At 71.3% G+C, this 22,701-nt stretch carries 16 protein-coding genes; 8 read left to right on the forward strand and 8 right to left on the reverse strand.

Going from position 1 to position 22,701, the window contains the following annotated elements:
• The first annotated feature begins 37 nt into the window (after positions 1–37).
• Complete coding sequence (locus ABD714_RS17915) at positions 38–2,728, forward strand: aminotransferase class I/II-fold pyridoxal phosphate-dependent enzyme (RefSeq protein ID WP_344813800.1); 2,691 nt, start codon at positions 38–40, stop codon at positions 2,726–2,728.
• On the opposite strand, the gene ABD714_RS17920 is transcribed toward ABD714_RS17915, so the two are convergent.
• The 4 genes from ABD714_RS17920 to ABD714_RS17935 all read right to left on the reverse strand — a co-directional run bounded on the left by ABD714_RS17920 (position 2,715) and on the right by ABD714_RS17935 (position 8,999).
• A complete protein-coding gene (locus ABD714_RS17920) occupies positions 2,715–3,899 on the reverse strand; it encodes an RtcB family protein (RefSeq protein ID WP_344813801.1) in 1,185 nt (394 codons plus the stop codon). The genes ABD714_RS17915 and ABD714_RS17920 overlap by 14 nt on opposite strands.
• 416 nt (positions 3,900–4,315) lie before the next feature.
• Positions 4,316–5,050 (reverse strand): ATP-binding cassette domain-containing protein, encoded by a 735-nt coding sequence (locus tag ABD714_RS17925; RefSeq protein ID WP_344813802.1) that lies wholly within the window; start codon positions 5,048–5,050, stop codon positions 4,316–4,318.
• On the reverse strand, positions 5,047–5,892 hold the full coding sequence (locus ABD714_RS17930; protein WP_344813803.1) for an ABC transporter ATP-binding protein: 846 nt from the start codon (positions 5,890–5,892) through the stop codon (positions 5,047–5,049). Before ABD714_RS17930 ends, ABD714_RS17925 begins: the two co-directional genes overlap by 4 nt.
• Positions 5,889–8,999: an FtsX-like permease family protein gene (locus ABD714_RS17935; RefSeq protein WP_344813804.1), complete on the reverse strand. Its 3,111-nt coding sequence runs from the start codon at positions 8,997–8,999 to the stop codon at positions 5,889–5,891. The genes ABD714_RS17930 and ABD714_RS17935 overlap by 4 nt, the downstream gene beginning before the upstream one ends.
• Before the next feature lie 699 nt (positions 9,000–9,698).
• On the opposite strand from ABD714_RS17935, the gene ABD714_RS17940 reads away from it, so the two are divergent.
• The 3 genes from ABD714_RS17940 (at position 9,699) to ilvC (ending at position 13,158) form a co-directional block, all read left to right on the forward strand.
• Entirely contained in the window at positions 9,699–11,450 is a 1,752-nt protein-coding gene (locus ABD714_RS17940; protein WP_344813805.1) for an acetolactate synthase large subunit, read from the forward strand.
• Complete coding sequence (ilvN, locus tag ABD714_RS17945) at positions 11,447–12,004, forward strand: acetolactate synthase small subunit (RefSeq protein WP_344813806.1); 558 nt, start codon at positions 11,447–11,449, stop codon at positions 12,002–12,004. Before ABD714_RS17940 ends, ilvN begins: the two co-directional genes overlap by 4 nt.
• A gap of 134 nt (positions 12,005–12,138) precedes the next feature.
• On the forward strand, positions 12,139–13,158 hold the full coding sequence (gene ilvC, locus ABD714_RS17950) for a ketol-acid reductoisomerase (protein WP_344813835.1): 1,020 nt from the start codon (positions 12,139–12,141) through the stop codon (positions 13,156–13,158).
• 340 nt (positions 13,159–13,498) lie between these two features.
• Here ilvC and ABD714_RS17955 read toward each other — a convergent pair whose 3' ends face one another.
• The 3 genes from ABD714_RS17955 to ABD714_RS17965 all read right to left on the reverse strand — a co-directional run bounded on the left by ABD714_RS17955 (position 13,499) and on the right by ABD714_RS17965 (position 16,118).
• Complete coding sequence (locus ABD714_RS17955) at positions 13,499–14,035, reverse strand: hypothetical protein (RefSeq protein ID WP_344813807.1); 537 nt, start codon at positions 14,033–14,035, stop codon at positions 13,499–13,501.
• Between the two features lie 69 nt (positions 14,036–14,104).
• Positions 14,105–14,668, reverse strand: a complete 564-nt coding sequence (locus ABD714_RS17960) for an O-methyltransferase (protein ID WP_344813808.1) — start codon at positions 14,666–14,668, stop codon at positions 14,105–14,107.
• A 385-nt stretch (positions 14,669–15,053) separates the two neighbouring features.
• On the reverse strand, positions 15,054–16,118 hold the full coding sequence (locus ABD714_RS17965; RefSeq protein ID WP_344813809.1) for a 3-isopropylmalate dehydrogenase: 1,065 nt from the start codon (positions 16,116–16,118) through the stop codon (positions 15,054–15,056).
• Positions 16,119–16,186: 68 nt separating this feature from the next.
• Here ABD714_RS17965 and ABD714_RS17970 point away from each other — a divergent pair, with 68 nt between their 5' ends.
• The 3 genes from ABD714_RS17970 to ABD714_RS17980 all read left to right on the forward strand — a co-directional run bounded on the left by ABD714_RS17970 (position 16,187) and on the right by ABD714_RS17980 (position 20,536).
• Positions 16,187–17,284 carry a branched-chain amino acid aminotransferase gene (locus ABD714_RS17970; RefSeq protein ID WP_344813810.1) on the forward strand — a complete coding sequence of 366 codons (1,098 nt, stop codon included), beginning with the start codon at positions 16,187–16,189 and terminating at the stop codon, positions 17,282–17,284.
• A gap of 528 nt (positions 17,285–17,812) precedes the next feature.
• Positions 17,813–19,450, forward strand: a complete 1,638-nt coding sequence (gene cimA / locus ABD714_RS17975; RefSeq protein WP_344813811.1) for a citramalate synthase — start codon at positions 17,813–17,815, stop codon at positions 19,448–19,450.
• Positions 19,451–19,534: 84 nt separating this feature from the next.
• Positions 19,535–20,536, forward strand: coding sequence for an ABC transporter substrate-binding protein (locus ABD714_RS17980; RefSeq protein ID WP_344813812.1), 1,002 nt, complete (start codon positions 19,535–19,537; stop codon positions 20,534–20,536).
• Here ABD714_RS17980 and ABD714_RS17985 read toward each other — a convergent pair.
• The gene (locus tag ABD714_RS17985; RefSeq protein WP_344813813.1) at positions 20,529–21,857 is read right to left on the reverse strand and encodes a thymidine phosphorylase; all 1,329 of its coding nucleotides are present in this window, start codon (positions 21,855–21,857) and stop codon (positions 20,529–20,531) included. The genes ABD714_RS17980 and ABD714_RS17985 overlap by 8 nt on opposite strands.
• Positions 21,858–21,895: 38 nt before the next feature.
• Here ABD714_RS17985 and ABD714_RS17990 point away from each other — a divergent pair, with 38 nt between their 5' ends.
• Positions 21,896–22,693, forward strand: a complete 798-nt coding sequence (locus tag ABD714_RS17990) for a fumarylacetoacetate hydrolase family protein (RefSeq protein WP_344813814.1) — start codon at positions 21,896–21,898, stop codon at positions 22,691–22,693.
• Positions 22,694–22,701 lie beyond the last annotated feature (8 nt).

Raw genomic sequence — 22,701 nt, forward strand, 5'->3', positions numbered from 1 at the left:
GATGCCGCCTGCCCGTCGCACGCCCCACCGCCTGCGCGTGTCCGCGCTGGCCGCGATGATCAACCCGTCCTCGCAGCGGCTGGACGTCTGGCACCTGCTCGACGACGCCACCCAGCAGCTGGCCGCGGTGCACCGTGCCGGTCTGGACACGCAGCTGGAGCAGAGCCGGGTCCGGCGGCAGCTGGACCGCCTGGACGCGTACGAGCGCTACTGGCTCTATCCGGGACAGGAGCGCCTCGACCAGCTGCGGGAGCACTTCGACGCGCTCGACACCGTCGAGCTGGCCGCCGCGGTCAACCTGGCGGCCCGGCTGCTGGAGGAGTACGGCGACCGCGCGGCCCTGTTCGACGACGCGTCCCCGCTGGAGGAGCAGGAGCTGGTGGCGCGCGCGTCGCAGCAGCAGTTCTACACGGTCCTCCTGGCCGACGACTCGCCCCTGACCTCACCCGACGGTCTGGCCGGGTCGCTGCGGCGACTGCGCCGTCCCACCGACGACGTGCAGTACGAGATCCTGCGGGTGACCAGCGTGGAGGACGCGATCACCGCTGTGGCGCTGAACGGCGAGATCCAGACCGCCGTCGTGCGCCACGACCTGGCCCTGCGGTCGAAGGACCGGCTGCCGATCATGACCGGCCTGCTCGGCGTCGAGAACATCGAGGTGGCCACCGACCGGACGTACGACTGGGTCGAGTGCGGGCACTGGATCCGCGAGCTGCGACCGCGGATCGACCTCTTCCTGCTCACCGACGAGTCCATCGTGGCCGGGGCCGAGGAAGCGCCGGGTGTGTTCGACCGGACCTTCTACCGGCTCAACGACGTGACGGACCTGCACTCCACCGTGCTGGCCGGCATCCGGGCGCGCTACACCACCCCCTTCTTCGACGCGCTCCGCGCGTACGCCGCCTCGTCGGTCGGTCAGTTCCACGCCCTGCCGGTGGCGCGCGGGGCCAGCATCTTCAACTCCCGCTCGCTCAAGGACATGGGGGAGTTCTACGGCCGCAACATCTTCATGGCCGAGACCTCCTCCACCTCCGGCGGTCTGGACTCGCTGCTGGACCCGCACGGGGCGCTGCGGGAGGCGATGGACAAGGCGGCGCTCACCTGGAACAGCCGGTCCAGCTACTACGTCACCAACGGCACCTCGACGGCCAACAAGATCGTCGTGCAGTCCCTGACCCGGCCGGGCGACATCGTCCTGATCGACCGGAACTGCCACAAGTCGCACCACTACGGGTTGGTGCTGGCCGGGGCCAACCCGGTCTACCTGGACGCGTACCCGCTGGAGGAGTACTCGATCTACGGCGCCGTGCCGTTGGAGACGATCAAGCAGACGCTGCTCGACCTGGAGGCTGACGGCCGGCTCGACCAGGTGCGGATGGTGCTGCTGACCAACTGCACCTTCGACGGGGTGGTCTACAACCCCGAGCGGGTGATGGAGGAGGTGCTGGCGATCAAGCCGGACATCTGCTTCCTGTGGGACGAGGCCTGGTTCGCCTTCGCGGTGGCGGTGCCGTGGGTGCGGCAGCGGACGGCGATGGTGGCCGCCGAGCGGCTGGAGGACCGGCTGGCCAGTCCCGCGTACGCCGCCGAGTACGCCCGCTGGCAGGCGGAGATGGCGAACGTGCCGCGGAGCGCGTGGGCGTCCCACCGGCTGCTGCCCGATCCTGGCGCGCGGGTCCGCGTCTACTCCACCCACTCGACCCACAAGTCGCTGTCAGCCCTGCGGCAGGCGTCGATGATCCACGTCCGGGACGCCGACTTCAACAAGCAGACCCGGGAGGCGTTCGGGGAGGCGTTCCTGACCCACACGTCCACCTCGCCCAACCAGCAGCTGATGGCCTCGCTGGACCTGGCCCGGCGACAGGTCGACATCGAGGGCTTCGCGATGGTGCGGTCGGCGTACAAGATGGCCCTCGCCTTCCGGCAGCGGGTGCGCGCCGACCGGCTGCTGAAGCAGTGGTTCACGATCCTCGACGAGGCCGCCCTGGTGCCGGACCAGTTCCGGCCCTCCGCCGACCCGGCTGCCGGTGGCACCCAGGTCGAGCGCTGGAACTCGTCCTGGCAGAACGACGAGTTCGTGCTGGACCCGACCCGGGTGACGCTCTACATCGGGCACACGGGCCTCAACGGCTACGAGTTCCGTGAGGACGTGCTGAGCAACCGGTTCGGCATCCAGATCAACAAGACGTCGATCAACAGCGTGCTGCTGATCTTCACCATCGGCGTCACCTGGTCCTCGGTGCACTTCCTGCTGGAGGCGCTGCGGCGGGTGGCCGAGGACCTGGCACGCGAGCGGGCCGCCGCCAGCCGGGCCGAGCTGCGGCTGCAGGACGACAAGATCGCTGCCCTGACCACCGACCTGCCGGCCCTGCCCGACTTCAGCGACTTCGACCCGGCCTTCCGGGCCACCCCGACCTCGCCGGACGGCGACATCCGCCGCGCCTTCTACGCCGGCTACGCCGACGAGGACAAGGAGTACGTCCCGCTCCACCGGGCCGTCCGCCTGCTGGAGGAGGGGCGGCGGTTGGTCTCGACCACCTTCGTCGTCCCGTACCCACCCGGCTTCCCCGTGCTGGTCCCCGGGCAGAGCGTGTCGCGCGCGATCATCGAGTTCCTGATCCGGCTGGACGTCAAGGAGATCCACGGCTACCGGCCCGAGCTCGGGCTGTCGGTGTTCACCGACGAGGTGTTGCGCCGCACCGACGAGACCCGCCTCAGTCGCCCTTGACGTTGACGATCTGACGGAGGGTGTGCCGGGTCTCGACCAGGTCGACCGCGTCCGCCATCACCTGGTCGATGTCCTTGTACGCCCCCGGGATCTCGTCCAGGAACGCGTCCGTGTCCCGGTACTCGATTCCCGCCATCGCCGCCCGCAGCTCCGCGTGCGTGAACCGCTTCCGGGCCGCGGACCGGGAGAACTGCCGCCCCGCTCCGTGCGGAGAGGACTGCAGCGCCACCGGGTTGCCGAGGCCCGCGACCACGTACGACGCCGTGCCCATCGACCCCGGGATCAGCCCGAGCTCGCCCCGGCGGGCCGAGATGGCGCCCTTCCGGGACACCCAGACGGTCTTGTTCCCGTGCACCTCCTGGGTGGTGAAGTTGTGGTGGCAGTTGATCCGCTGCTGCTCGACCACGGGCTCACCCAGCCACTCCGACAGCTGGCGCACGGTCCGATCCATCATCTCCTCGCGGTTGAGCAGCGCGAAGTGCTGCGCCCACCTCAGCTCGCGGAGGTAGGCGGTGAACTCGGGCGTCCCCTCCACCAGGTAGGCGAGGTCGGGGTCGGGCAGCTCGATCCACCACTGCTTCATCAGACTCTGGGCGATCGTGATGTGCCGTCCGGCGATCTTGTTCCCGACCCCGCGGCTGCCCGAGTGCAGGAACAGCCACACCGTGTCGGTCTCGTCCAGGCTGACCTCGATGAAGTGGTTGCCGCTGCCGAGCGACCCCAGCTGGTGCCGCCAGTTCCGGGCGTAGGTCGCCGGGTCGAACTGCGCCTTGTCCGCGCGCGCCTCGAGGTCGGCCACCCGCGGCTCGGCGGTCGCCACAATCTTGGCGTTGTACGCGCCCGCCGAGGTCGGCACCGCCCGCTCGATCGACCGCCGCAGGTCCCGCAGCGCGACGCCGCCGGCGATCCGGTTCTCGATGTCCGATGCGCTGAACCGGGTCCGGACCGCGATCATGCCGCAGCCGATGTCGACCCCCACCGCCGCCGGCATCACCGCCCGCAGGGTCGGGATGACCGAACCGACGGTCGCTCCGCGGCCGAGGTGGGCGTCGGGCATCAGAGCCAGGTGCGGGTAGACGAACGGCATGGTGGAGGCCGTCCGGGCCTGCGCCTCGGTGTTGTCCTCCAGGATGCTCGCCCAGCTGATGAGCTTGTCGGTGATCTTCTGCATGCTCGTGTCCTCGTCGTGGTCGGTCTGCCGGTGGTGGGGATGCGTCGTCGCGCCGGCCGGCCCCTCGACGAGGAGACTGCGGCCGGCTACCCGGGTTCGCGCTGGTGCGGCGAGCGGAGGGCGGGGGAGAGCGACGGGTCGGGTAGGCGACCGGTGCGGAACGGCTGCGGACAGCGCATGGAACCGTGCTCCTCTCCCGACCTCGTGGCCGTCCTGGTGGTGGACCGGGCACGAGGGTAGCCCGCGCGACCTGCGGCGAGCACCGGGATTTCCGTGCGGAGGGGCGGGCGACAGAAACCCGCCCCTCGCCGGTCGGAGTGGGAGCGACACGCCGGGGTCGTCGGATCGAGCAGCAGATTCCCGTCACGAAGGAATCGCGAACGGGCCGGCACTGGCGGGTGGTGCGGTGACCGGGGTCAGGAGGCGGCGTCGGTGGGGCTGCCGCCGACCGCACGGCCCGCACGGCCCGCACGGATCGCGGGTGCGCCGCCGGTCCCGAGGTGCACGATCTGGTCGCAGTGGTCGATCAGCACGCCCGGGTCGTTGGCCAGCACGATCGCGGTGCCCTCGTGCTGGACGGCGAGCAGCACGTCGTCGACCAGGGTCACGCTGTCCGGGTCCAGCTCGCTGGTCGGCTGGTCCAGCACCAGCAGCGCCGGTCGACGCACCAGGGCGCGGGCCAGCGCCACCCGCTGCTGCTGACCGCCGGAGAGCTGCTCGACCAGGTTGTGCCAGGTCGCCGGTGCCAGGGCCAGGCTCTCCAGCTGCGCCTCGGCCCGGCGGATCGAGGGGCGCCCGGCGCCCCGCCCGTCGAGCAGCGCGACCAGCACGTTCTCCACGGCGGTCAGGGTCCCGATCAGCCGGTGGTCCTGACCCAGGTAGCCGATCCGGGCGGGCGACGGGCCGGCGCCGAGCGGCCGGCCGCCCACCTCGATCGTCCCGGCGGCCGGGGGCCGGAGCCCGGCGACGGTGGCCAGCACCGCCGTCTGGTCCGCGCTCGAGGGTCCGGCCACCGCGACCCGGTGTCCCGGCCGCAGCTCCAGGTCGAGGCCGACGACCACATCGCGCTCCGGTCCCGTGCCGGCCGACCTGACGCGCAGCCCGCGGATCGACGCCCCCGGGTCGCTCGGACGGTCGTCCTGCCGGCTCACGACTGCTCCTGACCAGCCGCGGGGCGGCGACGGATGGTGATGACGTCGGGGGACTCGGCCGCCACCATGACGGTCGAACCGGCCGGCCAGCCGACCATCAGCTCCTCCGGCAGCTGCACGGACCCGTCGGCGCCGATCACGGCGTACTGGTCGTGGCGTCGGCCTTCGGCGCCCACCCGGCCCTCCCGCATCCGCACCATCCGCTGCATCCGGTGTGCGACGGCCTCGTCGTGGGTCACCATCACCACGGTGGTGCCGGCGGCCGAGGTGGCAGTGACCAGCGTGTCCAGCAGCCGCTCGCGGGCGTCGTCATCGAGCTGGCTGGTCGGTTCGTCCACCAGCAGCAGCCGCGGGGGCCCGGCCATCGCCACCGCCAGCGCGGTCGCCTGCTGGTCGGCCCGGCTCAACGCCCCCACCGGGCGTCTGTCGTCGACCAGCCCGGCCGCAGCCAGGGCCTCGGCCCCGGGGTCGGCGGACCGACCCGGCCGGGGCCGGCCCGCGACGAAGCGGACGTTCTCCCGCGGGCTGGCGTACGGCAGGAGGTTGGAGACGGTGCCCTGCATCATCAGGCCGAGTCCCGCGGACCGGTAGCCGTACAGCTGGGCCTCGCTGAACCGGGCGATGTCCTCCCCGTCGACGAAGACCGCGCCCGCCGACGGTCGGCGCAGACCGGCGATGACGCTGAGCAGCGTCGACTTGCCCGAACCGGACGGACCCAGCAGCGCCACCCGCTCGCCCGGTGCGACCGTGAGGTCGACACCGCGCAGGGCGGCGACGTCGGTGCCCGCCACCCGGTAGACGTGGACGACGCCGACCGTACGGACGCCCGCGCCGGCACTCATCGCCACCGCCGGGGACGGATCTCGGCCAGCGCGCCCAGCAGGGCGATCACGGCGATGACCACGACGGCGCCGACCCCGATCGCCGCGATCGGCTCCCAGGCCAGGCGGAGGTCCAACGGCGGCCCGGCGGCGGACAGGTCGACCAGGGGCAGCCGCGGGGCGGCGACCACGGCCGCGACGGCTCCGGTGAGCAGACCGACGAGCACCGCCACCACCGCGGGGACGGCGATCTCCAGCGCGACCAGCCGACGCAGGCGGCCGGGTCGGACTCCGGCCTCGCGCAGTGCCCGCCAGTCCGCTGTCCGGTGGCCGGCGTCCGCCCACCGGGCCGCCACCAGGGCGAGCAGACTGAGCAGCAGGGCAGCGGCGCTGATCGTCACCGCGACCGCGGCGCCCCGGGTGGTCGCCTGGTTCTCCAGGGCAGTGCGCTCGGCGGTCAGGGACTCGCGCCGCTCCACCGACAGCCCTTCCTGCACCAGCCGCTGCTCGACGGCGGCCGGGGCGTCGGGCGCGAGCCACACCTCGTCGACGGTCTGGCTGGCGGCGGGATCGGACAGGCCCTGCGCGTTGGCCAGGTCCACCAGCACCCCGGTGTCCAGGGCACGCGGCAGGATCGCGGCCCGGCCGACCACCTGCAGCTTCTGCTGCTGACCGTCCAGCCCGGTGCCGTAGCCGACACCTTCCTGACCCGGCACGGGCTCCACCGACGTCCCGGGAGCCAGCACGGCCGGCAGCGGGTCGGCGGTGTCGGTCGGCGACACCGTGGTCAGACCCGACCCTCTGCGGTCGAGCGCCCGGATGGTCAACCCCGCCGGACCGGGCTCGGGAACGGCACTCGTGACCTGCTCGGACACGGTCTGGTTGGCCGACTGCTCGCGCCACCGGTCAGCGGCCCGGAGCCAGCCCCGGGAGTCGGCGGTGGGCTGGCGGTCGGTGCCGATCGCGGCGACGGTGAGACCCACCCGGTACGGCTGGTTGGTCCGCGCCTGCAGACCGATCCCCACCAGGCGACAGGTGTCCGCGCACGGCAGCGCGGCGGTGAGCCGCTGGGTGGTCGGTCGAGTCGCCCGGTCGAGCTGGCCGAGCGTCACGCTGCGCCAGCTGCCCCCGGTCTCGACGGTGACCACCAGCGTGGGCGGGGGAGCGGGGTCGACCGCGTTGGGGGCTGTCGGGTCCGGCAGCACGAGGGGCTCGGCCAGGACGTCGGTGAGGTCGACCTCGATCCGGCTCCCGCGGAGCCCGATCGCCGGCGTGACCGTCCCGCGCAGCGCGCCGGCCACGTCGGCGACCCCGGCCCACTCCGGGGACCAGGCCGCGACCGCCGCCAGCCGGGTGCTGTCCACTGCGATCAGCCGGGCCGAGCCACTGAACTCGCCGACCGCGCTCTCCTGCACCGCCATCGCGTAGCGACCGCTCGGGTCCGCCGCCCGGACCGCCGTCAGCAGATCACCGTCCCGGGGCACCGAGACGGTCAGGACGGTGTCGGCTCCGGTGGTGGCGTCGGCCCGCAAACCCTGGTTGCGGACGGACAGGGCGAGGACCTGGGTGGCGAACACGGCCAGCGCCACGCCGACGGCGATGATCATCGCGGGGTTCAGGGTCGACGGGCTCCGGGCGGCGTGGCGACCGACGACCAGCGACGCCAGGGTGCGCGGTGGCCGGGTCGTGATGCGGGAGACGACCAGGACCGCCAGCCGTACCGCCAGCATGGCGACGGCCAGGGCCAGCAGGCCCGGGGCCAGCAGGCCGAGCTGGCCGCCGGTGGCGCCGAGCAGACCGCCGGAGACGAGCTGGTAGAGGCTGGCCACGGCCAGCAGGAGGACGCCGGCGTGCACCACGGCGCCGACGACGCCGAGCCGGCGGGCCTCGGCCTGCTGCTGCACCAGCTCGGCGAGCGGCTGGCGCAGGCTGCGCAGGCTCACCGCCACCAGGGCCACGACCGCGATCACGGTGGCGGCCGACGCGGAGGCGAGCACGGGGGCGCGCCACGGCTCGACGGGCGTGCCCGGACGCAGCGCCCAGTCGACACCCCACCGGGCGACGGCAGTCCCCGCCACGAACCCGAGCGGCAGTCCGAGGAGCAGAGCGATCAGCGGCTCGGTGTAGACCGAGCCCAGCCATCGCCGGCGCGGGACACCCCGCAGCCGGCCGACGCTCCACTCGGCGGCCCGTGCGCGGCCCACCCGCTGGAGGACGATGGCCAGCGCGTAGACGGCGAGGAACAGGGCCTGCACGCCGGTGACGAGGATCAGCACCTGGGCCGCGCCGGCCTGGGCGGTCACCCGGGTGAGGGTGTCGGGCAGCTCGCTGCGCAGCGCGAGCAGCCGATCCTGCCGGTTGACTGCGGCCTTGGTTGCGTCGATCGACTCCAGCAGGGCGGGCAGCTCGGCCAGGTCCAGTCCTGGTTGCAGCGTGGACCGGGCCGTCACCTGGACCGGCAACGGCAGGTCGGCGAGCTGGGCGTTGCTCATCACCAGGGCGTCGCCCTTGATCCCGGCGAGGACACCTGCGGTGGTGCCGGGTCTGACCAGCCCGGCGGTGCTCGTGGAGGCGGCCGCGTCGTACAGCCCGACCACGGTGACGCCGACGTCGTCGGCCCGGGCCAGGCTGAAGCGGATCCGGTCGCCCACCTCCACCTGCTGGCGTCGCGCGTCGACGGCGCTGAGCATGACCTGGCTCTTGACCGCCGGGCAGCTGCCGGCGCTGATCACGTAACCGTCGCACCGGTCGTCGACCCCGTTGACCTGGGCGTTCGTGCCCAGGGCGCCGGCACCGGGGCTCCAGATGACGATCGTGGTGGAGCGCACCAGGGTGACCGGCGGCTGCCACAGGGACGCCGCGGCGCCGGCGGACAGCACGGCCAGGGCGTCGTCGACCGGCACCCGGGCGGCGTCGTGGGACTCGCCGGCGCCCACGTCGGAGCTGACGGACAGCGAGGAGCCTTCCAGCCCACCGGTCTCGAGGGCGTCGGTGAGCGTGGACTGGTCGACCGCGCGCACCAGCAACGGACCGAGCATGGCGGTCATCACGGCGACCGTCGAGAGCAGACAGAGCAGCAGACCCGTCTGCGGTCGGCCGCGGACGCTGCGGAGCCAGAGTGGGGTCATCGATCGACCGTCGAGGCAGGTGCCTGGCTGCGGCGGCGTGCCTGGCTCCAGGGGCGGGGAAGCTGACTGGCTCGGGGACCGGGCCGGCCGACGGTCGACGCGAGCACGGCGCGACTCGGCGTTCGCTGGTCGCTGCTCGGCACGATGCTGACGCTCTCCGGTGAGGGTGGGGTCGTGGACGACGTGCCGCCGCGACCTCGGGCGCGCTCGGCTCGGGCATGGTAGCCATCGCTCCTGTGCGCCCGAAGCACACCGGTCCGGCGAAGGACCCGGTGACGTGGCGACCCACCACGCGGCTACGGGCAGCCCGCCGCCGGTCCTCCGGTGGCCTGGTCGGGCGTGGGCCAGCCGGATCGTGACACACCCGGGTCTCAGTGGTCGGAAGAGCCCCGACACGCCGGTCCGGGACGTTCGAGCCCCGCCGGATGTCGCCGCTGGCGAAAGGTAGGACGCCCGAGGGTCCTTCCGGATGGCAAGACACCCGGCTCGGCGGATTGACGCATCCCGCGGGATGGACGACAGTGAGCGGGTGCGTGCCTCGTTCCTCCTCGTAGTTTGTCAGCGTGTCGGCTGAGTTCAGCTCACCACCGACGCGCTCCCTCGTCTGCCTTCCGGCGGCGGGGGTTTTTTCTTGGCCGGGAGGCCCGGCGTAGCACGGGCGTAACATCTAGCAGGTTCGGAAACGACAGGAGTACGGCAATGGCCGACATGGACCCCGCCGGTGAGTTGACCGGCGCCCAGTCCCTGGTGAAGTCCCTGGAGAAGGTGGGTGCGAACACCGTCTTCGGGATCCCGGGCGGGGCGATCCTCCCCGCCTACGACCCGCTCTACGACTCCGAGGTCGTCCGCCACATCCTCGTCCGCCACGAGCAGGGCGCCGGGCACGCGGCCCAGGGCTACGCCATGGTGACCGGCAAGGTCGGCGTCTGCATGGCGACCTCGGGCCCGGGGGCCACCAACCTCGTCACCCCGATCGCCGACGCCTACATGGACTCCGTGCCCCTGGTGGCGATCACCGGTCAGGTCGCCGGGCCGGCGATCGGCACCGACGCGTTCCAGGAAGCCGACATCCGCGGCATCACCATGCCGATCACCAAGCACAACTTCCTGGTCACCAAGCCGGCCGACATCCCCGAGGCCATCGCCTCCGCCTTCCACATCGCCGGCACGGGCCGACCGGGTCCGGTGCTGGTCGACATCACCAAGGACGCGTTGCAGGCGAGCTCGGCCTTCACCTGGCCGACGCAGCTGGACCTGCCCGGCTACCGGCCGGTGATCAAGCCGCACGGCAAGCAGGTGCGTGAGGCCGCCCGGCTGATCGTCGAGTCCCGGCGACCGGTGCTCTACGTCGGCGGGGGAGTGCTCAAGGCCCACGCCTCCGCCGAGCTGCGCGAGCTGGCCGACCTGACCGGCATCCCGGTGGTCACCACGTTGATGGCGCTGGGGTGCATCCCCGACAGCCACCCGCAGAACATGGGCATGCCGGGCATGCACGGCGACGTGGCCGCGGTGGGCGCGCTGCAGCGCAGCGACCTGCTGATAACCCTCGGCGCCCGCTTCGACGACCGGGTGACCGGTGACCTCACCACGTTCGCCCCCGGCGCCAAGGTGATCCACGCCGACATCGACCCGGCCGAGATCTCCAAGAACCGCTACGCCGACGTCCCGATCGTGGGCGACGCCAAGGAGATCATCGGCGAGCTGACCAGCCTGCTGCGCAGCGGCGGGCGGCTGCCCGACGTGGCCGAGTGGGCCCGGTTCCTCACCGACGTCAAGCGCCGCTACCCGACCGGCTACGACCTGCCGGACGACGGCAGCCTCTCCCCGCAGCACGTGATCGAGCGGATCGGTGAGATCACCGGTCCGGACGCCTACTACGCCTCGGGTGTGGGCCAGCACCAGATGTGGGCCGCGCACTTCCTGCCCTGGGAGCTGCCCGGTCGCTGGCTCAACTCCGGTGGTCTCGGCACGATGGGCTACTGCGTGCCCGCGGCCATGGGGGCCAAGGTCGGCCGACCGGACTCCATCGTGTGGGGCATCGACGGCGACGGCTGCTTCCAGATGACCAACCAGGAGCTCGTCACCTGTGCCCTGGAAGGGATCCCGGTCAAGATCGCGATCATCAACAACCAGAGCCTGGGCATGGTGCGGCAGTGGCAGACGCTGTTCTACCAGGGCCGCTACTCCAACACCGATCTGAAGACCAACCGGATCCCCGACTTCCCGAAGCTGGCCGAGGCCATGGGCTGCGTCGGGCTGCGGGCCGAGGAACCCGACGACGTCGACTCGGTGATCGAGAAGGCGCTGTCGATCAACGACGTCCCGGTGGTGGTGGAGTTCGTGGTGCACAAGGACGCCATGGTGTGGCCGATGATCGCCGGCGGCGCCAGCAACGACGAGATCAAGGTCGCCCGGGACATGGCCCCGCGCTGGGAAGGGGAGCAGCTGTGAACGCCCCGACGACGAACACGGTCGGCACCCACACCCTGAGCGTGCTGGTGGAGAACAAGCCGGGCGTGCTGGCCCGGGTCTCCTCGCTGATCTCCCGCCGTGGCTTCAACATCGAGTCGCTCGCGGTCGGCCCCACCGAGTACCCGCACATGTCCCGGATGACTCTGGTGGTCACCCTCGAGGACCACGTGCTGGAGCAGCTCACCAAGCAGCTGAACAAGCTGATCGAGGTGCTCAAGATCGTCGAGCTGGAACGGGATGCGGTGCGACGCGAGCTCATCCTGGTCAAGGTCCGGGTCGAACCGGACCAGCGCGGTCAGGTGCTGGAGATCATCCAGCTGTTCGGAGCCAAGGCGGTCGACGTGACGGCGGACTCGATCACCCTCGAGGCCACCGGCAGCCCGGAGAAGCTCGACGCGCTGCTCAAGCTGCTGGAGCCGTTCGGTCTGCGCGAGCTCGTCCAGTCCGGTCTCGTCGCGGTCGGTCGGGGCAGCCGGTCGATCACCGACCGGACCCAGCGCGGCGAGCGCGCCAAGCACGTGCGGGTCGTCTGACGGCCGGTCCCCGCGGCTGAGACGTCGAGACCGTCCCCGCCCGGCTGTGGAACATTCGTCCCACCGACTGTGAACTCTTCCCCTCGACAAGTCCCACCCCTTCCGACAAGGAGAACCACCAAGTGCCAGCAGAGATGTTCTACGACTCCGACGCCGACCTGTCGGTGATCCAGGGCCGCACCGTCGCCGTCATCGGCTACGGGTCCCAGGGCCACGCGCACGCGCTGTCGCTGCGGGACTCCGGTGTCGACGTCCGGGTCGGTCTGCGGCCGGGCTCGGCGTCGGTGGCCAAGGCCGAGGCCGAGGGTCTCCGCGTGCTCAGCGTCTCCGACGCCGCCGCCGAGGCGGACCTGATCATGATCCTCGCGCCGGACCAGCACCAGCGGAAGCTGTACGCCGAGGAGATCGCACCCAACCTGCAGGAGGGCGACGCGCTGTTCTTCGCGCACGGCTTCAACATCCGGTTCGGCTACATCGAGGCCCCGGCCGGGGTCGACGTCTGCATGGTCGCCCCCAAGGGTCCCGGTCACCTGGTCCGTCGTGAGTACGCCGAGGGTCGTGGCGTCCCGGTGATCGTGGCCGTGGAGAAGGACGAGTCCGGGCAGGCCTGGGCGCTGGCGCTGTCGTACGCCAAGGCCATCGGCGGGCTGCGGGCCGGCGGGATCAAGACGACCTTCACCGAGGAGACCGAGACCGACCTGTTCGGCGAGCAGGCCGTGCTCTGCGGTGGCGCGAGCGCTCTGGTCCAGGCGGGCTTCGAGGTCCTCACCGAGGCCGGCTACCAGCCGGAGGTCGCCTACTTCGAGTGCCTGCACGAGCTGAAGCTGATCGTCGACCTGATGTACGAGGGCGGCATCGCCAAGCAGCGCTGGAGCGTGTCCGACACCGCCGAGTACGGCGACTACGTCTCCGGCCCGCGGGTGATCGACGCGCGGGTGAAGGAGAACATGAAGGCCGTGCTGGCCGACGTGCAGAGCGGTGCCTTCGCCAAGCGCTTCATCGACGACCAGGACGCCGGCGCCCCCGAGTTCACGGCTCTGCGCAAGAAGGGTGAGGAGCACCCGATCGAGGCCACCGGCCACCAGCTGCGTGGCCTGATGGCCTGGGTGAAGTCTCACGACGACGACTACGTGGAGGGTCAGGCCGCCCGCTGAGGTCGCTCACCCGTACGACCGCTGGAACCGCCTCCGACCCACGAGTCGGGGGCGGTTCTGCGTTCGTGGGGCGCCGTCGCCGCCGGCGGTGATGCTCGGGTCGACCGGATGGCGCCGGGGAGTCGGATCCGGCAGCTGGGTGGGCAGCGGGTGGTCCGGTTGTCGCCGGGGAGTCAGATCCGGCTGCTGGGTGGGCCGCAGGTGGTCCGGTTGTCGCCGGTGAGTCAGATCCGGCAGCTGGGTGTGAGCGGCGAAGGTCCGAATGACGCCGGGGAGTCAGATCCGGCCGATCCAGCGGCACCCGACCGCACCAGCGCGCCCACTCGGCACCGGTCAGGGGTCAGCGGGAGCGGACGGTCAGGTCGATCACCCGGGTGCCGTCGTCGGTCCGCAGCCCCGTGCCGATCACGTACAGGCGGCTGGGCGGTTCGCCCTCGCGGATCACGGCGTCGTCGTTGGCCAGCACGCAGACCGCGGTCAGCTGGGTGGTCTCCATCGGCACCGGGTGCCCGGCCACGCACGGACCGAACTCGTCGGCCAGCGCGGCCAGGGCCGCCGCGGCCGAGGCCTTGGGCACCTCCATCCGGGCCTTGAGCACGTAGTCGTGGGTGGCGACGTAGGAGCCGCTGATCACCCTGGTGTCCGCGGGCAGCTCGGCGTCGCTGTAGAACTGCACGTCAGCCAGGGTGATCGGGTCGCAGACGTAGCCGGTGATCTTGTTGGTGCACGGCGATCCGCGGTCGGAGGTGAACGAGAAGTACGGCACCCCCCAACCCCCGGCATAGCGGGTGATGAGCCCGAACAAGATCAACACGAAGGCGGTCATCAGCAGGATGCCGATGCTGATCCGCATCGCCTTGTTCTGCCCCTGAGCCACCGGGTCAGCGTACGGGACCGGGCCGGCCGGCAGGGTCGGAGCCGCGCCGGAGCGGAGGCTTGGCCGAGGTCAGCGCCGGACGGCGATGATCACGGAGGTGTCCTCGGCGACCATCACGTCGACGCTGGTGAACCGCTCGTCGGAGAGCCAGTCCTGCCGCAGCACGTCGACCCTCCCACCGGCCAGCGGGGGCCAGCTGGGACAGGGGACGAAGTCGTCCAGCACGATCATGCCGCCCTCGGCGACCAGGTCGACGATCTGCTCGCGCGGGAACTGGCCGGCGCTGCCGGCGTCCAGGAAGACCAGGGAGAACGGCCCGTGCTCGGCGAGGTCGGACCAGTCGGCGTGGATGACGTCGATGTCGTCGTCGGCGAACATGTCCATCACGCCGTGGGCCAGCTCGGGGTCCAGCTCGGCGGTGATCACCCGGGTGGTCTTGGGGGCCCCGCTGCGCAGCCAGGCGGCGCCGACGCCGCAGCCGGTGCCGCACTCGGCGATGGTGCCCGTGCGGGTGGCGGCCAGAGTGGCCAGCAGATGCCCGGTCTCGGTGCGGGAGGCCTGCACGTACCCGCGGTGGAGCGACATCCGCAGGGCGCGGACGACCAGTGCGGGCAGATCGGGCGGGGCGCTCACCTGGTCAGTGTGCGTGACGAGTCGGCGGGCCCTGCTCGGCCAGTCCAGCATGTGGGAAGCATTGTCCGGATGTTGGCAGGGAGATAGTAGGACGTCCTAGTATCTCCGTATCCACCCGCTCCGCCGACCACGGGAACGACCATGTACGAGATGTACCCCGACGACTGGGCCGCCGCCGCGCAGCCCCCGACGAACGGCGACCAGCCGCGTCGCCGAGCCCGCCGCGCGCACTCGGTCACCCCGTCGATTCTCGTGCAGGAGCAGGTAGTTCAGGGACACGTCGAGGACGACCAGCCTCGCCCCGAACCAGCCTGACCCGGCTCGTCCGGCTCGTCCGCAGGGCCCGGCGAGGAGACCACCGAACCAGCGGTCTCCCGCTCCCCGCTCAGAGCAGAGCAGCGATGGCGTCGCCGACCTCACCGGTCCGCCGCTGACCGCTCCGCTCGGCCAGATCGGCCAGCACCGCCTTCTCCACCCGGGCTGCCTCCTCGGTGAGGCCCAGGTGATCCAGCAGCAGCGCCACGGACAAGATGGTGGCGGTCGGGTCGGCGATCTGCTGACCGGCGATGTCGGGGGCCGAGCCGTGCACGGGCTCGAACATCGACGGGTAGGCGCCGGACGGGTTGATGTTGCCGCTCGCGGCCAGACCGATGCCGCCGGTCACGGCCGCGGCCAGGTCGGTCAGGATGTCGCCGAACAGGTTGTCGGTGACGATCACGTCGAACCGGGCCGGGTCCTGCACCAGGAAGATGGTGGCGGCGTCGACGTGCAGGTAGTCGGTGGTGACCTGGGGGTACTCGGCGGCCACGGTGGCGAAGATCCGCTGCCAGAGCCCGCCGGCGTGCACCAGCACGTTGTGCTTGTGCACCAGGGTGACCTTGTTGCGGCGCCGGGTGGCCCGCTCGAAGGCGTCCCGGACGACGCGCTCGACGCCGTACGCGGTGTTGATGCTGACCTCGGTGGCGATCTCGGCGGGGGTGCCGGCGCGGACGACGCCGCCGTTGCCGACGTACAGGCCCTCGGTCCCCTCGCGGACGACGACGAAGTCGATCTCGCCCTTGCCGGTCACCGCCGGGGACAGGGGAGTGACCGAGCCGGGGAAGAGCCGGCTGGGCCGCAGGTTCACGTAGTGGTCGAAGGCGAAGCGCAGCTTGAGCAGCAGACCCCGCTCGAGCAGTCCGCTGGGCACGTCGGTGGCGCCGGGCGCCGCCCCGACGGCGCCGAGCAGGATCGCGTCGGCCTGCGCCAGCTCGGCCAGCACGGAGTCCGGCAGCACCTCACCGGTGCGCTGCCAGTGGCTCGCGCCCAGGTCGTGGTGCGTGGTGGTGACCACGCCCTCACCGACCACGGCGTCGAGGACCTTGAGGCCCTCGGCGACCACCTCAGGTCCGATGCCGTCACCGCCGATCACGGCGAGCTGGATGGGTCGGGAACTCGTCGATGCGGTCACCGGCGCATCGTAACCACGCCCTGTCAGCAGGTCAGGGCCATCTCAGGAGGTGCGTTAGCGTGACCATCATGGCCAACCGATTGGCGCTGGAGTTCGAGCAGCGCAGGAACCCCCGCCCCCGGACCGCGAGCGAGCGGGCCGCGATCCTGGACGATCCCGGGTTCGGGACCAACTTCACCGATCACATGTCCGTGGCGACCTGGACCCTGGCCGACGGCTGGCATGATTCCGCCGTCGTGCCGTACGGACCCTTCGCGATCGACCCGGCGACGGCCGTGCTGCACTACGCGCAGGAGATCTTCGAGGGGCTCAAGGCCTACCGGCACGCCGACGGCAGCGTCTGGCTCTTCCGCGCCGACCAGAACGCCGCCCGCTTCGCCCGGTCGGCGCAACGGCTGGCGCTGCCGGTGCTGGAGCCCGACGACTTCCTCGGCAGCATCGCGGCCCTGGTGGCCGCCGACGTGGACTGGGTGCCCTCGGGGGGCGAGAAGACCCTCTACCTGCGGCCGTTCATGTTCGCCTCGGAAGCCTTCCTCGGCGTCCGGGCCGCTCACCGCGTGACCTACTGCTGCATCGCCAGCCCGGCCGGCTCCTACTTCGCGTCCGGGGTGAAGCCGGTCAGGATCTGGATCTCCACCACGTACACGCGGGCGGCCCCGGGCGGGACCGGCGCGGCGAAGTGCGGGGGCAACTACGCCGCCAGCCTGATCGCGCAGCAGGAAGCCGCCGAGCACGGTTGCGACCAGGTGATGTTCGCCGACGCCGCCGAGCACACCTGGCTGGAGGAGCTGGGCGGCATGAACGTCTACCTCATCACCACCGACGGCGAGATCATCACCCCCGAGCTGAACGGCTCGATCCTGGAGGGCGTGACCCGCGACTCGATCCTCACCCTGGCCGCCGAGTGGGGACTCACCCCGGTGGAGCGCCGGATCAGCGTCGCCGAGACCCTCGAGGGTCTGCTGAGCGGGAAGATCAGTGAGCTGTTCGCCTGCGGCACGGCAGCGGTGATCACCCCGATCGCCTCGTTGCACAACGACGAGGGTGACGTGGTCGTCGGCTCCGGCGAGACCGGTGAGGTGACCGCCGCGCTGCGCAAGGCGCTGATGGACATCCAGTACGGCCGCACCGAGGACACCCACGGCTGGCTGCAGCGGGTCGTCTGAGCGGCTGCGTAGGCCTAGCGTTCTGGCCCCGGCCTGGCTTCGGTCGAACATTCCGTCATGTGACGGAATTCTCGGTCCGGGTCGGGCCGGGTGTCCGAACACTCCGTCGAGTGACGGAATGTTCGGCGCGGGGCCGGGCCGGGCAGCCGAAATGCCGTCGAGTGACGGAATGTTCGGCGCGAGGACCGGCCGGACAGGCGAAGTATCCGTCGAGTGACGGAATGTTCGGCGCGAGGACGGGCCGGACAGGCGAAGTATCCGTCGATTGACGGAATGTTCGAGACCGACGACGGGCAACCGGCGACGCCACGCCACGACTCAGATCCTGGACAGGTGCTGGCCAAGACCGCGTCCATGCGGTAGGACTGTTTCCATGTCCTCCGTGGTGATTATCCTGTAGCGCGCTGAAGCCTTCAGCGCGCCGACCTCCTGTGCTTGTACGGGAGGTTTTTTGTTGCCATGACGCACCTCGAGCCTCCAGCACCAGAACCCACCGCACGAACACCGAGCAGATCGAAGGAACCGCAGATGTCGACGCCCGTCAGGTCAGCGCCGGTCCCGTTCCACGTGTACGACACGACCTTGCGGGACGGGTCGCAGCAGGAGGGTCTGAACCTGTCGGTCAACGACAAGCTGGCCATCACCGCGCTGCTCGACGAGCTGGGGGTGCACTTCATCGAGGGAGGCTGGCCGGGCGCCAACCCCAGCGACACGACGTACTTCTCGGAGATGGCCTCGGGCGCCGTGCCGCTGAAGAACGCCACCCTGACCGCGTTCGGGTTCACCCGCCGGGTGGGGATGAAGGCGGCCGACGACCCGCTCACCGCCGCCCTGCGCGACTCGCGGGCCGACGTGGCCTGCATCGTGGCCAAGTCCCACGACCGGCACGTCGAGCAGGCGCTGAAGACCACCCTGCGGGAGAACCTGGCGATGGTGTCCGACACCGTCGCGCACCTGCGCTCCGAGGGGATGCGCGTCTTGGTCGACTGCGAGCACTTCTTCGACGGCTACCGGGCCAACCCGGCGTACGCGCTGGAGGTCGTGCACACAGCGGCCGAGGCCGGCGCCGAGGTGGTGGTGCTGTGCGACACCAACGGAGGCATGCTGCCGCCCTGGATCGGGGAGATCGTCGGGTCCGCCACCGCCACGGGAGCCCGGCTGGGCATCCACTGCCACAACGACACCGGCTGTGCGGTCGCCAACACCCTGGCCGCCGTCGATGCCGGCGCGATGCACGTCCAGGGCACCATCAACGGCTACGGCGAACGGACCGGCAACGCCGACCTGGTCACCGTCGTGGCCAACCTCCAGCTCAAGTACGGCTGGGACCTGCTCCCGGCCGGATCGCTTCAAGAGGCGACGCGGTTATCGCATGCGATCGCCGAGGTGACGAACGTTCCATCGAGCGCTCGCGCCCCCTATGTTGGCCTGTCGTCGTTCGCCCACAAGGCGGGACTGCATGCCAGCGCCATCAAGGTCGATCCCAACCTCTACCAGCACATCGACCCGGTCGAGGTGGGGAACGACATGCGGATGCTCGTCTCGGACATGGCAGGCCGAGCGAACATCCAGATCAAGGGATCCGAGCTCGGCTTCGACCTCTCCGACCGCGAGCTGGCGGCGAGGATCACCGAGAAGGTGAAGGACGCGGAAGCGGCCGGCTACACCTACGAGTCCGCGGACGCCAGCTTCGAGCTGTTGCTGCGTCGCGAGCTCGGTCAGCTGCCGACGCTGTTCGAGGTGCACTCCTGGCGGGTCTTCACCCAGTCCCATGCGGGCGGCGAAGCCGACACGGAGTGCACCGTGCGACTGACGGCCAAGGGGCAGTCGCAGCGGGTCGTGGGCGAGGGCAACGGACCGGTCAACGCCCTCGACCACGCCCTGCTGAACGCCCTGTCGCCGGCCTACCCGGTGGTCGACCGGTTCTCGCTGGTCGACTACCGGGTCCGGATCCTCGATCAGGGTCACGGCACCGATGCGACCGTCCGGGTGCTCATCCAGACCACCAACGGTCGGCGGACCTGGACCACCGTGGGGGTGGGCCAGAACATCGTGGAGGCCTCCTGGGAGGCCCTGCGCGACGGCTACCTCTACGGTCTCATCCACGCCGACGACCCCGCCCCGGTCAAGCCCGGTCTCGGTCAGCTGGCGGCCGCGCACGGCTGACCCCTGGCGGTCGGCGTGGGCGGACGGTCGCCCCCAACGGATCAGGTTAGGGTAGGTAACCCTTACCTGACCACGAGGAGACTCATGCGTACGCCCCGACCGTTCGGCTTCCTGGCGGCCGTCGCCGCGCTGCTGCTGGTGCTGGCCACCGGCTGCTCCGCCACCCAGCCGTCAGCTGCGGCCGGCGGGGCGACGGGCGACGGCTGGTCCTTCACCGACGACCTGGGCGCCACCGTCACCCTCGGGTCCCGGCCGGACAAGGTGGCCGGTCTCAGTGACGTCGTCTACTCGCTGATGAACTACGGGCTGCGGCCGGTGGCCTCGTTCGGCTACAGCGACCTGGCCACCGACCCCCGGTTCGCCGATCTCGACACCAGTGGGGTGGTCGAGCTCGGCACGACCTACGGCGAGATCGACATCGAGGCCCTGGCCACGGCCGCGCCGGACGTGATCGTGACCCACGTCTACCCGACGGACACGAAGGGGACCGTCGACCAGACGCAGCCCCGGTACGGGTTCAAGGACGTGGCCCAGCAGAAGCAGGTCGCGGCCATCGCGCCGATCATCACCATCGTCATGGGCGGCTCCGCCGCCGACGTCATCCAGCGGGCCACCGAGCTGGCTGTCGCCCTCGGGGCATCGGCCGACAGCGGACCGGTGGTCGAGGGCAACGCGGCCTTCGAGCGGGCCTCTTCTGCGCTGACCGCGGCGGCGGCGTCCGGGGTCGTGACCCAGCCGATGTACGCCGAAGCCGCCAACGTCTACGTGGCCAAGGCCCCCGACGACCCGGGGCTGCGGATGTACGCCGACCTCGGCATGACCTTCGTCGGGCCGAAGCCCGACGCCTACTACTGGGACATCATCAGCTGGGAGGACTACGACACCATCGGCGGCGATCTGGTGCTCTACTCCCAGCGCGGCTTCGGCCCCGAGCAGCTGGCGAAGCAGCCGACGTTCGCGGCCACCCCGGCGGCGAAGGCGGGACAGGTCCACCCGTGGGTCTTCGCCGGCATGGACTACCCGTCGCAGGCCGCCTACATGACCCAGCTGGCCGGCTGGCTCACGGAGGCGACGAAGGTCAGCTGATCCGGTCCAACACGACCCCGACGCGCTCCGGCACCCGGTCGCCGATCGTGAACGCCCCGGTGAGCGCCTCCCGGGCGCGCTCGAACCGTTCCGGGGTGTCGGTGTGCAGGGTGAGCAGGGTCTGACCGGCCCGTACGGTGTCGCCCGGCTTGGCGTGCAGCTCCACCCCGGCGCCGGCCTGCACCGGGTCCTCCTTGCGGGCCCGACCCGCGCCCAGCCGCCAGGCGGCGACGCCGACCGCCAGCGCGTCCAGCGACGCCAGCACCCCGTCGGTCCCCGCGGTGACCACCTCGGTCTCCCGGGCCGTCGGCAGGGTCGCGTCGGGATCGCCGTCCTGCGCGCGGACCATCGCCTTCCAGACGTCCATCGCCGAGCCGTCGGCCAGCTTGTCGGCCGGGTCCACGTCGCCCCGTCCCGCCGCCGCGAGCATCTCCCGGGCCAGCGCCAGGGTCAGCTCGACCACGTCTGCCGGTCCGCCGCCGGCCAGCACCTCGACCGACTCGCGGACCTCGAGCGCGTTGCCGGCGGTCAGCCCGAGCGGGGTGGCCATGTCGGTGAGCAGGGCGATGGTGGTCACCCCGGCGCCGGTGCCGAGGCGGACCATCGTCTCGGCCAGCTCCCGGGCGTCGGCTGCCGTCTTCATGAAGGCGCCGGAGCCGACCTTGACGTCCAGGACGAGCGAACCCGTGCCCTCGGCGATCTTCTTGCTCATGATCGACGACGCGATCAGCGGGATGATCTCCACCGTGCCGGTCACGTCGCGCAGGGCGTACAGCTTCTTGTCCGCCGGAGCCAGCCCCGACCCGGCGGCGCAGATCACCGCGCCGACCGACTCGAGCTGGGCCAGCATCTCGGCGTTGCTCAGGTCGGCGCGCCAGCCGGGGATCGCCTCCAGCTTGTCCAGGGTGCCGCCCGTGTGACCGAGCCCCCGGCCGGACAGCTGCGGCACCGCCACCCCGCACGCGGCGACCAGGGGAGCGAGCGGCAGGGTGATCTTGTCGCCCACCCCGCCGGTGGAGTGCTTGTCGGAGGTCGGTCGGGACAGCCCGGAGAAGTCGAGGCGCTCACCGGAGGCGATCATGGCGTCGGTCCAGCGCTGGAGCTCGTCCGGCTCCAGCCCGACGAACGCGATGGCCATGGCCAGGGCGGACATCTGCTCGTCGGCCACCGCGCCGCGGGTGTAGGCGTCGATCACCCAGTCCACCTCGGCGTCGGTGAGCCGCGCCCCCCGCCGCTTGCCGTTGATCAGGTCGACGACCTCGTACGGCTCCTGCCTGCGCTCCGGCCGGTCCGCTCCGGTCATCCGCTCCACTCCGGTCATAGGGGGAGTATGCCGGTTCGGGTCGCTAGGGTGACCAGATGCGCATCGCCCGTTTCTCCACCGGTGGCGACCCCGCCTTCGGCATCGTCGAGCTGGCCGCCGACGGCGGCAAGCACCCCGACACCATCTCCACCCTCACCGGGGACCCCATCTCCATGCCCGTCCAGCTGAGCGGTGAGCGGCACGAGCTGGAGGCCGTCCGGCTGCTGGCGCCGGTCATCCCCCGGAGCAAGGTGGTGGGGGTCGGGCGCAACTACGCGGCCCACGCGGCCGAGCTCGGCAACGAGGTCCCCGAGGTGCCGCTGCTGTTCTTCAAGCCGAACACCTCGGTGATCGGACCCGACGAGCCGATCATCTACCCCGAGCCGGTGCACGAGATGGCGTACGAGGGCGAGCTGGCCCTGGTCATCGGCCGGATCTGCCGGGACGTGCCCGCCGAGCGGGTCGACGAGGTCATCTTCGGCTACACGGTGGCCAACGACGTCACCGCCCGGGACCTGCAGAAGACCGACGGTCAGTGGGCCCGGGCCAAGGGCTACGACACGTTCTGCCCGCTCGGGCCCTGGATCACCACCCACCAGAGCGTGGCCGAGATGGGTGACGTGATGATCACCACGACGGTCGACGGCGAGCAGCGCCAGCACGGCTCGACCTCGCTGATGCTGCGCGACATCACCGAGCTCGTGGTCTACATCAGCTCGTTCACGACCCTGCTGCCCGGTGACGTCATCCTGACCGGCACGCCGGCCGGCGTGGGGGAGCTGCTGCCCGGTCACGAGGTGGCCGTCTCCGTCGACGGCATCGGCACCCTGACCAACACCGTCATCCGCAAGTGAGTCATCCG

Source organism: Microlunatus aurantiacus (genome assembly GCF_039536605.1).
Lineage (GTDB): Bacteria > Actinomycetota > Actinomycetes > Propionibacteriales > Propionibacteriaceae > Microlunatus > Microlunatus aurantiacus.